Origin of the sequence: Acinetobacter sp. ANC 4648, assembly GCF_002135345.1 — a bacterium.
GTDB lineage: Bacteria > Pseudomonadota > Gammaproteobacteria > Pseudomonadales > Moraxellaceae > Acinetobacter.
This window is the reverse complement of the sequence record NZ_NEGI01000002.1, coordinates 269,386-284,509: the sequence shown is the minus strand read 5'-3', so window position 1 is coordinate 284,509 and position 15,124 is coordinate 269,386. Positions and strand designations below refer to the sequence as shown.

The following is a 15,124-nucleotide window of genomic DNA, read 5'->3' as shown; positions in this document are numbered from 1 at the left end:
TCAATAAGTATGGTAAAGCCTCGGTATTTTTGCGTGATTGAGTTGGATTTAGACAATAGTCCGACCTGACTTCATTCCTGTCGTTATCTATGTTCAAATAAAGATATAAAACATGAATAGTTAATAAATAGGAAAAAGTACATGTCACAACAATCCATGCAACAGATCATTATTATCGAAGTGGGTGGTCCAGAAAAATTAGGCTATGAAACTGTAGCGATTCCAACTATGCAAGTAGATGAAGTTTTAGTGAAAGTTCATGCCTTTGGAATTAATCGCCCAGACATTTTGCAACGCCAAGGCTTGTACCCAATGCCAAAAGGTGTGACTCCTGTACCGGGGCTAGAAGTAGCAGGTGAAATTGTTGCAGTGGGTGCAAACGTTACAAAATTTAAAGTGGGTGATAAAGTCTGTGGACTGACCAATGGTGGTGGCTATGCAGAATATTGCGTTGTACCTGAAAGCCAAACGTTGAATATTCCTGACAATATGAGCTTTAGCCAAGCCGCAGCGATTCCTGAAACCTTCTTTACCGTTTGGGCAAACGTATTTCAAATGGGCAAAGCCAAAGCAGGTGAAACAATTCTCGTGCATGGTGGAACCAGCGGGATTGGTACGACTGCACTGATGTTATGTAATGCACTTGAATTAAAAACATTTGCGACTGTCGGTTCTGATGAAAAAGTTCAAGCGATTTCACCGCTCACCACAGCCATTAACTATAAAACTCAGGACTTTGAACAAGTCATTAATGAGAAAACCGACAATGGTGGCGTAGATATTATTTTAGACATGGTAGGTGCACCATATTTAGAACGTAATTTGAACTTACTACGCCGTGATGGTCGTTTGGTCTATATCGCATTCTTAGGTGGGGCAAAAGCTAAAGAGGTGAAACTTGGTCAAATTATGATGAAGCGTCTTACGATTACGGGTTCAACCATGCGAGCGCGTACCACGGCTGAAAAAGCTGAAATTACTCAAGGTTTACAACAATATGTCGCACCACTTTGGGCAAAAGGTAAGTGTTTACCGATGATTTATAAAACGTTTAAGTTTGACCAAATTGTTGATGCACATATCGCAATGGATATTGGTGATCATATTGGTAAGATTGTGGTAGACGTGATCTAGTTTTAAACTTATCTTAACTTGTCGTTGAATAAAAAAGTAAATCTCTCATTTAAAAGTGAGAAATTTGCTTTTGGATAGCTAATTGCTTTTTATGCTAAATTTTCTCAATTAAAAAATCTGCAAAGCTTAGCTTAGCAAAATACAGTTGATGATTAAAATTGTGGGTATGTAGACAAGGCATTAAATGTTGAATATGCAAATTCAATCTTCATTTTTGTTCTGCTTTGATGTAACTTTTATGCGACAATAGTCCTTTATATTTTTGTACAAGGACTCCCATGACTGAGCAATCTCCTGAATCTTTAAGCGATATCGAAATTTTAGACATTTTACAGTCCATGAAAGACGATGAGCTTGATGTTGAAGCAAAAGAGATTATCCGTAATGGTGGTAAAGCAGGTCGCCAAGAAGCACATAAACAAGCTTTGGTGGCATTGCACACAAGTTTTGAAACCAAATTTGTTGAAGCGGTTTCGCTTGCATTGGGTTTGAATGAAGGCCAAGCTAAAAAAATCCGTTATAAGAAAGACCGTATTCGTATTTTGAAAGTACGTGGGATTGATTATCTTGCGATTGATGGTGCCGAAACTGCACAGGTGCTATCTCAGGTTGCTCAGGCGATTAGCCGTGAAGATGCGATTGTGAATGAAGGTTTACACAACATTTTTCCATTCTGGAAAGAAGGCTGGCCAATGGTGCAGTTCGATAATGCTTATAATATCTTAGCAGATGATATTTCAATTCATTACCAGGCAACTTTAGATCAACTTATTTCGCTGCATGGTAGAAATAAGTCTTAATAAAAAAGCACCGAAAGGTGCTTTTTTATGTTTTAAATTTGAGCCATATATTGAATAGTATATGGCTTTTTATAAAATAGTCTCAAGAGGTAATTATTTCTAAGCATTCATATTAAAAGTATAGAGGCATAATTGAACTGTAGCCGATCCTAAAAACTAAGGCGAATATTATTTTGATAAAATAGATAAGTTTGAGTTTAGGCTAAAAAAGCCCATCGCGAAGATAGGCATTAGATAGTTAAATATACGAATTTTTTCTAGCAGTGTATTTTATTCTTCGGGATTGCTTACTGGTTCTTCTGGTCTTTCGAGTAAACGAGTAACCAGTAGTTGGTCAATTTTAAAATGATCGACATCGACCACTTCAAATTTATACCCCCCAAAAATCACGCTATCTGCTGGGCGTGGAATTTTTCGAAGTTGCACCATCATAAAACCCGCCAGTGTTTCATAGTTTTCTTCATCTGGCATTTCATCAATTTCTAAGGCATGTTTCATGTCTTCGATTGGAGTACTGCCTTCAATCAACCATGAATTATTGTCACGTTTAAAAATTTGCTGATCTGCTTCTATTGGAATGACCCAATCACCCATGACGGTAATCATGATGTCTGATAGCGTAATTACACCTACCACCAACGCATATTCATTAATGACGACTGCAAATTTTTCTCTGGTAGAGCGGAACCGATCTAATAATTCGGACAGAGTTAAGCTATCAGGAATGGTGAGAACGGTACGAATAGTATTTTCATTCAATTGCAATAAAGACTGATTGTTCAAAATACGGACTAAGATGTCTTTGGCATCAATATAACCAATCACATCATCAATATTTTCACTGCATACTAAAAACTTTGAATAGGGATATTCCGCTAATTTTTGACGAATACTGGCTTCTGATTCTTTTAAGGTAAAGTAGACCACATTTTCACGAGTGGTCATACTTGATGGAACATTCCGTTCTTCTAGTTCAAATACATTTTCAATAAAGTGATGTTCTTGTTTTTGCAGTACCCCAGCTTGTGCACCAGCATCCATCACCGCTGAAATATCTGCAAATGTAATGTTGTCATCACGAATAGTATTGACCTTAAAGAGTCTAAATAGCATATTCGCAATGGCATTAATAACCCAAGCCAAAGGTTTACAAATGACGATGAAAACCTGAATGGGATTAATAACTGCAACTGCAATTTTTTCAGGTGCAATCATCGCCAAACGTTTCGGCATAAGATCGGCAAATAAAATAAATAATGAGGTCACTAAGGTGAAAGAAAGCGCGAAACCAATGCTATCCGTCCAAGGACCGACATAGACGCGATCAATGAGTGTGACAAAATAAGGACGAAAAGCAGCCTCCCCAAGGATACCACCTAAGATGGCAATAGCATTCAGACCAATTTGGGAGGCTGCAAAAAAATTAGCAGACTGCGCTTGTAGGTCTAATACTTTTTGAGCACGATCATCACCGGCTTCCGCTAAGATTTTAAGTTTAACTTTACGTGCACCTGCAAAGGCAATTTCGGTTAAAGATAAAAAACCTGCACCTGCAATTAATATAACAATGATCAGGATATTCTGGAAGAGACTCACGTATCACCTGTAATTTGTCATTATTATGAAATATTTTTAACACAAAAATCGTCTAGGTAGTGAATAAATCCACTACCTAAAAGAGAAGTATAAGCTTGAAATAGGAAGAGATTAAGACAAATATTGAAAAAATAGGCTTAAAATTTAGAAAAGTGCGAATTATTGGTTAAAAATTCACGATTTTCTTCTTCAACCATTTGGCGTGCTACATAGAGAATTAGCTGACGTAACCAACGATGTGCAGGGTGGTGGTGCAATAATGGGCACCAAGCCATCTTTAACTCAAACTCAGGAATGTAAAATGGTGGATCTTTAATAAGTAGGTTTTGATTGTTGGATTGTAAGCGTGCAATTCGACTAGGAAGTGTAGCAATTAAATCAACATTCGAAGCCAACAGTGCTGGCATTTGATAATGACGGGTAAAGACTGAAATTTTACGTTTTTGGCCAATTCGTTCTAAAGCTTGATCAATCCAACCTAAACCAGCTTGTTTCTCTGGATTGACTCCAAAACCAACGCCCATACCAGTCTTTGAAACCCAAATATGCTGTGCATCTAAGTAGCTTTTGAGATTCAGGTTTGGTGCTGCTGGGTGTTTGTTGTTGAGTAGACAAGAGAAACTGTCACGCCAAACTAAAACTTGATGGAAACTTTGTGGAATTTCATTGAAACGATTAATTGCCAAATCAACTTTGCCTTGTTCCATGTCACGGTAGGACACATCACTTGGCGTTAAAAAGTCAAGAACCACATTGGGTGCTTCTGAACGTAAGGCTTTTACTAGACGAGGTACTAAAGTGGCTTCGGCATAATCCGAGGTCATGATGCGGAAAACGCGGTTCGATGTATAAGGGCGAAACTCAGTCCGTGGTTCCAGAATCATCGATAAATCAGCGAGTGTATCGCGAATCCGTGGTTGTAATTCTAGCGCGCGTTCTGTTGGAGTCATACCTTCGGAAGAACGAATTAGAAGCGGATCATTAAATAAATTACGTAAACGACGTAAAATATTACTCATTGCTGGTTGGGTTACACCCAGCTGTTCTGCTGCACGGGTTACATTTTTTTCACGTAAAAGTACATCGAGATAGATGAGTAGGTTGAGATCGACCCGTTCCAGATTCATAAAAAAAATACCGAAGATAAAATCAAGAAATTATAGTGATTATGCCATAAGCACTAAGTGAAGTGTATAAAACTGCTGAAAAAAACAGCATAACTATGCAAATATAAAGCTAATTTTTTATATAAATGAGTTAGGCAAATTATATGGAAAGTTTAGGCTGTTTTTTATCTGCTTTAATTTATATAGATATTGATTGGGTTGGAGTGAAATTCACAAGATTAGCACTTAAAACCATATCAATATTTGAAAACAGGGCGGTTTGAGTATAGATATAAAGCGTCAAAATGAGCTGAAATAGACCCAAAATCTGTAAAGATAAAATAGTGCAACATAGCCTGAGACTTAAGTCTAATATTGTTAAAGTAAACAAAATGATGGTTTGATATACAATTGTAGTGTGGCTTTTATTTGAATAAGTGTTTAAAAAACAGTTTCTTATATTTTTTTAATATAATTATAATACGACTTTAATCTATATATTTTTTAAATAAATACCGAAAATTAACGCAGACTATTGGATTAATTATTTGACTCCAACTAAGCTGTGTCTATAACAACGAAGTGCTCTAAATCTGAACAAATAAATAGTGAGAAGATTTAGTCCTTCAACTGATGAAATCCTAATATTATTACAGGAAATATCATGACTCAATATCAAACAGCAGTAGATGCAATCCGTGAATTAAAAGCAAAATTCGGCAGCACTTGGCGCGATATTAGCCCAGAAGATGCTGCGCGTATGCAAATGCAGAATCAATTCAAAACTGGTTTAGATATTGCTAAATATACCGCTGCTATTATGCGTCGTGATATGGCTGAGTATGATGCTGACTCTAGCAAATACACTCAATCTTTAGGTTGCTGGCACGGTTTCATCGCACAACAAAAAATGATTGCCAACAAAAAATACTTCGGTACAACCGACAAGCGTTACATCTACCTTTCTGGTTGGATGGTTGCTGCACTTCGTTCAGAATTCGGTCCATTACCTGACCAATCTATGCACGAAAAAACTTCAGTATCTGCGTTGATCGGTGAGATTTATACTTTCCTTCGTCAAGCTGATGCAAAAGAATTAAACGATTTGTTCCGCGCACTTAAAAAAGCAAACGAAGCAGGCGATACAGCTAAAGCTGCTGAAATCACTGCACAAATCGATGGTTTCCAAACTCACGTTGTACCAATAATTGCAGACATCGATGCTGGTTTTGGTAACGAAGAAGCAACTTATTTACTTGCTAAAAAAATGATCGAAGCAGGTGCATGTGCACTTCAAATCGAAAACCAAGTATCTGATGCAAAACAATGTGGTCACCAAGCTGGTAAAGTAACTGTTCCGCATGAAGACTTTATCTCTAAGATCCATGCATTACGTTATGCATTCTTAGAAATGGGCGTAGAAGACGGTATTATTGTTGCGCGTACTGACTCTGAAGGCGCTGACTTGACTCAAAAAATCCCAGTGGTTAAAGAGCCAGGTGACATTGCTTCTCAGTACATTAGTTTCTTAGAAACTTCTGAAATTGATATTGCTGATGCACAAGAAGATGAAATTTTGATTAAACGTGATGGTAAATTACACCGTCCTAAACGTTTAGCTTCTGGCTTGTATCAGTTCCGTGCTGACACGCAAATTGACCGTGTAGTACTTGACTGTGTATCTAGCTTAGAAAATGGTGCTGACTTACTTTGGATCGAAACTGCAACGCCAAACGTTGAAGAAATCGCTCACATGGTTAACCGTGTACGTGAATCAGTTCCAAATGCTAAGCTTGTTTATAATAACAGCCCATCATTCAACTGGACTTTAAACTTCCGCCAACAGTCTTATGACCGTTTTGTTGCTGAAGGTAAAGATGTTTCTGCTTACGATCGTGCTAAATTGATGAGCGCTGAGTATGATGCGACTGAGTTAGCGCAAGATGCTGATGAAAAAGTTCGTACATTCCAAGCAGATGCTTCTCGTGAAGCGGGTGTGTTCCATCACTTGATTACACTTCCGACTTACCATACTGCTGCTCTTTCTACACATGAGCTTGCACAAGGTTACTTCGGCGACCAAGGTATGCTTGCTTATGTTGCTGGCGTACAACGTAAAGAAATCCGTGGTGGTATCGCATGTGTTAAACACCAAGCAATGGCTGGTTCTGACATCGGTGATGATCACAAAGAAATCTTCGCTGGCGACAATGCATTGAAAGCTGGTGATGACTCTAAAAATACTATGAACCAATTCGGTGGTTAATCCTTCCGAGTAATTCAGAAAAAACCCTGCGTAAGCAGGGTTTTTTTATGGCGAGAGAAAAGTTGAATTTTATAACTATTTATTATCAGATTTTAATTGAGTTTTGATAATTAGAGGAGGGGAGCTAGAATAGCATTGTGATATCGCTATGTTTTCTCATTTAAGGCGAGTAAGCGTTGAATCCATCAGTACTTTAGAATAAGGTCATTATTTAAAAGCGTTGTATAAATTAAATAGATGAGAGTTATCTCTATTCATTGTAGAATAGTGCACATTAAAAATGTGTGTGATTACACACGACCAAGCTGAAAATTCGAGGCAAAAGTGACATCAATTCCGAATGTGAATGCAGAGATTCTGCAACAGGCACAGCAACGTATTCAACAAGATTTAGAAGCAGCATTAGTAGCTTTTTCTTTACCTGAACCGTTAAAAGCCGCTGTTTTTCACACGGTCATGTTAGGGGGAAAGCGTATTCGTCCTGCTTTATGTTATGCAACTGCAAGTTTAAGCACAGATAAGTCCAATCATGCAGCAGTACGTCGTGCAGCAGTAGCGGTTGAGTTGATTCACTGTTATTCACTGGCACATGATGACTTACCTTGCATGGACAATGATTTATTGCGTCGTGGCCAGCCGACATGTCATGTTGCTTTTGGTGAAGATACGGCATTACTCGCAGGTGATATATTGCAGTCGATGGCTTTTGAAGTCTTGGGTAGTCGTTTGTTTGATCAAGCTAGCTCTGTTGCTGCACCGATTGTATTAAAGCAAATGCAGATTTTAGCAACAGCAAGTTCAAAAATGGTCTGTGGTCAGGTACTTGATTTACAAGCAGAAGGTCAACGTGTAGATCAAGAACATCTTGAAAGAATACATCGTAATAAAACTGGTGCACTTATTCAGGCGGCGATTATGATGGCTGCTGTGACTGTTTTTGAAGGGACGGATCATGCGATTCCGAAATTGCGTCAATACGGCCAAGCGATTGGTTTAGCTTTCCAAGTACAAGATGATATTTTAGATGTTATTTCAGACACGGAAGTTTTAGGTAAAACCGCAGGCAAAGATGAGCAAGTGGATAAATCGACCTATCCTGCATTAATGGGTTTGGAGCATGCCAAAGTCTATGCACAACAATTACATGATCAAGCTTTTGAAGCATTAGATTATTTTGGTGGAAATGCATTTGATTTAAATCAAATTTCACAATTTTTATTATCTCGTAAAAGCTAAATTTTTTAGTAATCAATAAGGGGCTATTTAGCTCCTTTTTTATCTTTATAATTTGTTTTGACATAGAGTTCGTTATTTAAAAATGCTTAATCTACTTCTATTCGATTATTTTTATCGAGTGAAATAAAATAAAAATAATTAAACGTGAAGAGTAGGATTTGAGTATCTATTTGCAAAAAAATATAGGTTAAATATAATTAAAGAATAATGTATTAAGTATAAAAAACAGACAGTGATTAAACACTGTCTGTTTTGATAATTTAAATCAATTTCTTATTAAATCGATTTCAATTTATTTAGTGATTACGACCCATGACGCCACGAATCGTATTCATAATATCTGCTGGTAATACCACAGTTTTGGCATTATTTGATTTAGCCATATCTTGCATGGCTTTTACATATTGTTCGCCCAGTAAATATGCGACGGGAACTTCTTTGTCACCGACAGCAGAGCTAATCATTTCAATCGACTTTTGCGATGCTTCTGCCAAAATGACTTGAGCTTCAGCATCACGGCGAGATGCTTCTAAACGACCATCTGCTTCTAAAATTGCCGCTTGTTTTTCGCCATCTGCACGGCTAACCGTAGCACGACGTTGACGTTCTGCAGCAGCTTGAGCTTCCATTGCAGATTGCATGGTGCTTGATGGAGTAATATCTTGAATTTCAACTGTTTTCAGGGTGATTCCCCAATCTGAAATATCATCTGAAATGGCTGCTTTTAATTTAGCTTTGATATGATCTCGTGAAGATAAGGCATCATCTAAGTCCATTTCACCCACAATAGAGCGTAGTGAAGTTTGTATCAAATTCTGAATTGCCCACGTGTAGTTTTCAATACCGTAAACCGCTTTTTCAGGTGTGGTCAAATTAATATAAGCCACTGCATTCATGAGTAATACCGCGTTATCTCGGGTAATCACTTCTTGTGATGGAATATCTAATACAATGTCTTTAGTGGTGACTTTATATGCCACTTCATCGACATAAGGGATGACAAAACTTAGGCCTGGGGTAAGTGTAGTATGATATTTTCCTAAGCGTTGTACGATCCATTTATAACCCTGCGGTACAATACGAACGCCTTTAAAAATTGTCACAGCTACAAACACGAATAGTGCTAAAACAACAATTGAACCAAAACCCATTTTTTGTACCTCTTTTCTTTGATTTATTTATAGTGCAGTAGAATGTGGTTGTACCACAAGATCATTACCTAAAATATCAGTAACACGGACGCGATCACCCACTTGTACTGGAGCCAGCGTACGGCAATTCCATTCATCTGAGCCTAATAATGGAATAGGAAAGCGCACACGAATTTGATCATGGGCTAAACCTGTCTGAATGACCATGCCTGTCTGCCCGATGGTGGCTTCACGTGGTAAGCCTGCTTTCGTTTTATCTATAGAGAGTGGCTTAATCCACTTAAACCAAGCAACGGTACAGACGATGGATAGAATAATCCAACAGATAATTTGAACAGTAAAACTCATGCTTGGAATGAGCCACAGCAGAATACTGACAATGATGGCGGCAATACCAAACCATAATGCAGCAAATGCAGGTAGGATTAATTCAGATAACATGAGCAGAATGCCCAAAACAAACCAATGCCACGGTTCAAAAATAAAGTTCATACATCTACTCTTGTCATTATCATTGATATAGAAGACAGGTCATCTATATCAATGTAGCAGATCAGAGCTCATCTGAATATGAAAACGTGATTTTTCTCATGTTTTCAATTAGAACTTCGCGGGTGGAGCTGGTTTAAATGCAGCTGGTGATTTTTTGAAATTATTAATTGCAGTCTGAATCGCAATGATTTTGATTTGAGCGGCTTTTTCACCTTCTAAGACAGCTTGGTTGCTGGCTTTGAGATCTAGCGTGCCTAAATGTCCAACTTTCGGTTGAATCACAATCGTGGCTTGTCTTAGTTCATTTTGAATACTTTGTTGACCCATAATGTTAATGGTTTGATCGAGCAAGCCCCACATGTTTATGGGTTGGCTACCCGATGGTCGTGCAGAAATATCTACTGCAATCACAATATCTGCACCCATATCTTTAGCTGTTTGAACAGGAATTGGGCTAACCAATCCACCATCTACATATTTTGCTTGACCAATACTGGTCGGCACAAAGACATTGGGAATACTACAAGACGCACGAACAGCTTGTCCGGCATTGCCTTTAATAAAGTCTGCTTTTTTACCCGTTTCTAAACGGGTTGCAACTGCTGCAAAACGAATCGGGAATTTCTCAATCGGTTTATTTGCAACATTTAGGTTGACATAATCTTGTAACTTTTGTCCTAAGATAAAGCCTTGGCTATTCAAAGTTAAATCACGAATGTCAGATTCTTTTAGTTGCTGTGCAATTTGTTGCAATTGATACGGTGTTTTACCGCTGGCATAAATACTGCCGACAAAACTTCCCGCACTGGTACCTGTCACAATCTTCGGTTTAATCCCGTGAGATTCTAAAACTTTTAACACACCAATATGTGCAAAGCCTTTTGCGCCACCGCCACCTAAGGCAATTGCAATAATCGGCTCTCGGGCTTTAATGGTTGTCGTTTGGGGCGGTGTTTTGACTGTTTTGTCACATCCAACTAAGGCAAGACCGAGGAGGCCTATGAATCCAAGTTGTTTAAATCGCATTTGTGTACATCTTTAAAGCAAAAATATGCGCACATGACAACAGATTGCTGCTTAATTTTCTAGCGTTTTTTAAAAAGTTTTTGTAACGGTTTGGCCAAACGTGCTGAAATTTTGGGAGAGAATTGACCCTCATAATGCGATAAAATTTCGCCTAAATCTTTTTCATAATTTCCAGTCGGGTATATCACACCTAAGCAACGGATAATTTTATGATCATAATCAAATGCAAACATGACTATCGGAATGTGTGCACCATACGCGATATGATAAAAACCACTTTTAATTTTTTCTGCACTTTTTCGGGTGCCTTCAGGAGCAAGTGCAATCCAGATTTTATTTCTAGCATGAATAATATCAATTACTTGTTGTGTTAAACCATGAGGCGAGTCTCGCTGTACTGGAATTACACCAATCCATTTGAAGAAAGACTTAAGAGGGGTTTTAAATAAACTGTCTTTACCTAAAATGGTGACCTGAATTCCAACTCCTAACATTGCTAAAAAAGCATAAAAACCATCAAAATATGAAGTATGTGGTGATATGATTGCAACCGCTTTAGGGATATTTGGGAATTCACCCTCAAATCCCCAGCCTTGTGCAAGATAGAGATTTCTAAAAAAATAACGGCTTACAAGACTTCCACGTTGTGGAACTTGCTCGGGTAGGATTGGAAAGTTCGATGTCATTGTTTTTATAGGGCTACTCAATGGTTTTAAAAGTTAAATCTTGCTCAGGATTGATGATGAGCAAAATTTAAATATGGTCTCTTTTTCTATATATAACTTTAGAGGAGATGTTTTGTAAAGTCTGAATGAATAAACACAAATTAAAATGATGATATCGACAGCGCCAAAATTGTATCTATTACTCTTTTCTTTATATTGGGCACAAGGCTTACCAGTGGGCTTTATGACCCATGCATTACCGGTAATTTTACGTTATCAAGGGGTATCTTTAGCTCAAATTGGTGGTTTTGGTTTATTAATGGCACCTTGGGCGATTAAAATTTTATGGGCACCGTGGATTGATCAGCGTGGACATAAAAATATTGGTCATTATCGAAGTTGGATTTTACCAACTCAATTATTGAGCGTGATAATTCTCATTATATTGTCTTTTTTACCAATTCAAGCCTTAAATCAACCTCTTTACCTAGGCATGTTCTTTATTGCTTTACTGTGTATGAATGCTATTGGTGCAACTCAAGACATTGCTACGGATGGGCTTGCGGTGAGTATCTTGACGGGTGAGCAACAACATTGGGGTAATATGTTCCAAGTAATCGGTTCTCGCTTAGGTTTTATTGTGGGTGGTGGGGCAATACTGTGGGCGATGGACTGGTTGAATTGGCAAGCAACATTTTTGATTCTTGCGGGTATTGTCTTGATCAATACTGTTCCAATTTATTTTTATAAAGAACCTCAACACGAGCGTATACAAGCAAAGCAGTTTCAGGCTATAGATCCGCAATCGTGGATTCAGCAGATTAAACATTATATAACTTATTTTTTGCACTCAAAAAGCATGCTGTGGTGGTTCATCATTTTGTGCACGATAAAAATTATTGATGGTTTATCAGGTCCAATCATTAAACCATTATTGGTTGATTTAGGTTTATCGCTATCGCAAATTGGAATTTATGTCACTATGTTGGGTGCATTTGCTGCTTTATGTGGAGCGGGCATCGCAAGTTATATGCTCAAATATGTGCAACGTAGAAATGCATTGTTACTATTTTCAATTTTAAAAATAGTCAGTCTGCTGGGCTTTGTTTGGTTGGCATATTTATTTGAAAATAAAGTCACAATTCAACCTTGGTGGATTTATTTGATTAATGCCTGTGAAGATCTATTCTCTGCGATGTTATTGGTCGTGATTTTGACGATTGTTATGCAATACAGTCGTAAAAAGTATGCGGGTACTGACTTTACCTTTCAGGTGTCGATTATGGCTATGTTAGGTGGTGTATTGTATATAGTTAGTGGAGTTGTTGGCGACTTATTGGGTTATCAATATTATTTAAGCTTGATCGTTTTTATTGGAATACTCTGTTTAGTTCCAATTTGGGTTTGGAAGCGCAGTTTAGATCAGATTTTTTAATGTGTTGTTTAAGCTTATGAATTCGAGCTCAAACTAAAACAAGAGACTAAAAATAGCCTGATTTTAGTTTGAGCATTTATTTATTTTGAAATACGATAGGTCAGTTTGGTTGTTTGATCACAAGGATCGGTATTTGGATTTCGGTTAATAAGCTTTGCGCCACGCTTCCCATAATAAACTTTTTAAATCCGCTTCGACCATGAGAGCTAATAACCACTAAATCACTGCCTAACTCTTCAGCAGATTTGGCAATGGTACGTGAAATACTTTCACCTTCTATAAGTTTAGTTTCAACGTCTAAGCCTTCCGCAGCAAATTTTTCTTTTGCAGTGTCTAGATTTGCCTGAATAAAGTTTCTTGCACGTTCAATCAGCTGATTGCTCGGGCCGCTGACCATATATTCTGCTGCAATATAGGGGTCAAGTGTCATGACTTGAACAACAGTGACTTTACTGTTAAAAGTTTTTGCTAACTCTATTACTGGTTTTATCACATTGAGTGAGTTTTCTGAACCGTCAACAGGCACTAGAATATTTTGATAAGTCACGTATATTTCTCCTTATTTTTTTACAAAAAATGAAACTGTATAGTGAGTAAAGATTAGGACGGCTTACAGTTTACTCTTTGATCATAATCTTTATTATATATAAATAAAACCCAGTCATTTTGTATGGATAATAGATATAAATTTGTGCTGATGCATATTGAAACTAACATAGAGTTGATGAATAAATACTCTTTATTGAACTAAAGTCGAGTAAGCGTTTTTTAAAGTTACTTATAAAAATTAGAGTTATTTGTATGTTTTATTTTTTGATCGATGATTCGGGTAATACAGCATACCGTGATGATGTTATTTTAAAGTTAAAAGAAATATTTTTTTAAATTGCATAGGTTTGTGCATGGTTAAATGGAAGGTTTAATCTGTTTCATGTATTCAATCAAGCTATCCACATCATTGGTCTGCAATTGCTCACGCATTTTTAAAATTTGCTTTTCATTTAGGTCATAAAGTTTAAGTGAAAGTAGCTGTTTTATTTGTTCAGCAGGGAAGCGATATTTAATAATTTTGGCTGGAACCCCACCGACCACGCTATAGGCAGGAACATTTTTAGTGACGACGGCACCCGTTGCAACTACACAGCCTTCACCTAATGTGACCCCTTGCATAATCATAGCACGGCTGCCAATCCAGCAACCATCTTCAATTGTGGTATCACCCGCAAGTACAAAACTGCGAGTATCAAAAGGAAACGTAGAAATCCAATCTGGGCGATGTAATTGATTGCCACCCATCATAATTACGCATTCAGCACCAAAACAGACGAAATTACCAATATGTAGTTGGTCAATTGGCTTTTCGGTACTTGTAGGTTTGTCATGTAGATAACGCACTACGCAGCGCTCAAATCCTTGATCCCAATAAGCTGAATAATAACTATAATTCCCTTGAATATGGATATTTGGATTTTTAACAGTTTTTGTAATAAATTCAAATTCGCACCAATGTTTAACTGGAGAATTAATCAGTTGATCCATGGGAAAATACAGCAGGTAAAAGGGTGTGCTTATTATAGCTGAAAAAAATTTATTTATTTTAGATGATCAAAAGGCAATGACTATAAAAAGAAAAACCCCTACATAGAGGGGCTTAACAAGTATTTAATCTTTAAAAATTAAAGATAAGCAACTTTCACGATTTCGTATTCCACTTCACCTTGAGGTGTTGTGATTTTTACTTCGTCGCCTTCGCTTTTACCTAAAAGACCACGAGCAATAGGTGAATTCACAGAAATCTTATTAATCTTAAAGTCAGCTTCATCATCGCCAACAATCTTATACGTTTTTTGTTCTTCAGTCTCTAGATTTTCAATGGTTACTGTTACACCGAAAACCACACGACCATTTTGTTCAAGGCTTTTAATATCAATCTCTTGAACTGCACCCAATTTACCTTCGATATCTTGGATACGGCCTTCACAGAAACCTTGTTGCTCACGAGCAGCATGATATTCCGCATTTTCTTTCAAGTCCCCATGTTCACGTGCTTCAGCAATTGCTGCAATGATACGTGGACGGTCAACAGACTTTAACTGTTGTAATTCTTTCTCTAGGGCAATTTTGCCTTCAGGCGTCATAGGATAACGTTTCATTGTTGTCCCTCACAGTTGTTATGTATTAAAAAATACGGATTAAAAATGAAAAAAATCCCGCCAC

14 protein-coding genes are annotated in these 15,124 nt (G+C 37.5%); 5 read left to right on the top strand and 9 right to left on the bottom strand.

Going from position 1 to position 15,124, the window contains the following annotated elements; genetic code table 11:
• Positions 1-141 precede the first annotated feature (141 nt).
• Both B9T27_RS04430 and B9T27_RS04425 read left to right on the top strand, forming a co-directional pair.
• The gene (locus B9T27_RS04430) at positions 142-1,134 is read left to right on the top strand and encodes an NAD(P)H-quinone oxidoreductase (protein WP_086205639.1); all 993 of its coding nucleotides are present in this window, start codon (positions 142-144) and stop codon (positions 1,132-1,134) included.
• A 278-nt stretch (positions 1,135-1,412) separates the two neighbouring features.
• Positions 1,413-1,934: a hypothetical protein gene (locus B9T27_RS04425; RefSeq protein ID WP_086205638.1), complete on the top strand. Its 522-nt coding sequence runs from the start codon at positions 1,413-1,415 to the stop codon at positions 1,932-1,934.
• Between the two features lie 270 nt (positions 1,935-2,204).
• Here B9T27_RS04425 and B9T27_RS04420 read toward each other — a convergent pair whose 3' ends face one another.
• Together B9T27_RS04420 and B9T27_RS04415 are read right to left on the bottom strand one after the other, a co-directional pair.
• The gene (locus B9T27_RS04420; RefSeq protein WP_086205637.1) at positions 2,205-3,530 is read right to left on the bottom strand and encodes a hemolysin family protein; all 1,326 of its coding nucleotides are present in this window, start codon (positions 3,528-3,530) and stop codon (positions 2,205-2,207) included.
• Positions 3,531-3,667: 137 nt separating this feature from the next.
• Positions 3,668-4,657, bottom strand: coding sequence for a LysR family transcriptional regulator (locus B9T27_RS04415; protein ID WP_086205636.1), 990 nt, complete (start codon positions 4,655-4,657; stop codon positions 3,668-3,670).
• Between the two features lie 643 nt (positions 4,658-5,300).
• Here B9T27_RS04415 and B9T27_RS04410 point away from each other — a divergent pair.
• Together B9T27_RS04410 and B9T27_RS04405 are read left to right on the top strand one after the other, a co-directional pair.
• Complete coding sequence (locus B9T27_RS04410; RefSeq protein WP_086205635.1) at positions 5,301-6,902, top strand: isocitrate lyase; 1,602 nt, start codon at positions 5,301-5,303, stop codon at positions 6,900-6,902.
• Between the two features lie 324 nt (positions 6,903-7,226).
• Positions 7,227-8,138: a polyprenyl synthetase family protein gene (locus B9T27_RS04405; protein WP_086205634.1), complete on the top strand. Its 912-nt coding sequence runs from the start codon at positions 7,227-7,229 to the stop codon at positions 8,136-8,138.
• Positions 8,139-8,434: 296 nt separating this feature from the next.
• On the opposite strand, the gene B9T27_RS04400 is transcribed toward B9T27_RS04405, so the two are convergent.
• From B9T27_RS04400 to B9T27_RS04385, 4 genes are all read right to left on the bottom strand, one after another.
• Positions 8,435-9,289, bottom strand: a complete 855-nt coding sequence (locus B9T27_RS04400; RefSeq protein WP_086205633.1) for an SPFH domain-containing protein — start codon at positions 9,287-9,289, stop codon at positions 8,435-8,437.
• A 27-nt stretch (positions 9,290-9,316) separates the two neighbouring features.
• A complete protein-coding gene (locus B9T27_RS04395; protein ID WP_086205632.1) occupies positions 9,317-9,781 on the bottom strand; it encodes an NfeD family protein in 465 nt (154 codons plus the stop codon).
• Between the two features lie 108 nt (positions 9,782-9,889).
• Positions 9,890-10,807, bottom strand: coding sequence for a patatin-like phospholipase family protein (locus B9T27_RS04390; protein WP_086205631.1), 918 nt, complete (start codon positions 10,805-10,807; stop codon positions 9,890-9,892).
• 59 nt (positions 10,808-10,866) lie between these two features.
• Complete coding sequence (locus B9T27_RS04385; protein WP_086205630.1) at positions 10,867-11,493, bottom strand: 1-acyl-sn-glycerol-3-phosphate acyltransferase; 627 nt, start codon at positions 11,491-11,493, stop codon at positions 10,867-10,869.
• A gap of 145 nt (positions 11,494-11,638) precedes the next feature.
• On the opposite strand from B9T27_RS04385, the gene B9T27_RS04380 reads away from it, so the two are divergent.
• Complete coding sequence (locus B9T27_RS04380) at positions 11,639-12,907, top strand: MFS transporter (RefSeq protein WP_416224381.1); 1,269 nt, start codon at positions 11,639-11,641, stop codon at positions 12,905-12,907.
• Positions 12,908-13,007: 100 nt separating this feature from the next.
• On the opposite strand, the gene B9T27_RS04375 is transcribed toward B9T27_RS04380, so the two are convergent.
• From B9T27_RS04375 to greA, 3 genes are all read right to left on the bottom strand, one after another.
• A complete protein-coding gene (locus tag B9T27_RS04375; protein WP_086205629.1) occupies positions 13,008-13,454 on the bottom strand; it encodes a universal stress protein in 447 nt (148 codons plus the stop codon).
• A gap of 359 nt (positions 13,455-13,813) precedes the next feature.
• Entirely contained in the window at positions 13,814-14,446 is a 633-nt protein-coding gene (locus B9T27_RS04370) for a CatB-related O-acetyltransferase (RefSeq protein ID WP_086205628.1), read from the bottom strand.
• 137 nt (positions 14,447-14,583) lie between these two features.
• Positions 14,584-15,060 (bottom strand): transcription elongation factor GreA, encoded by a 477-nt coding sequence (greA, locus tag B9T27_RS04365; RefSeq protein WP_086205627.1) that lies wholly within the window; start codon positions 15,058-15,060, stop codon positions 14,584-14,586.
• Positions 15,061-15,124 lie beyond the last annotated feature (64 nt).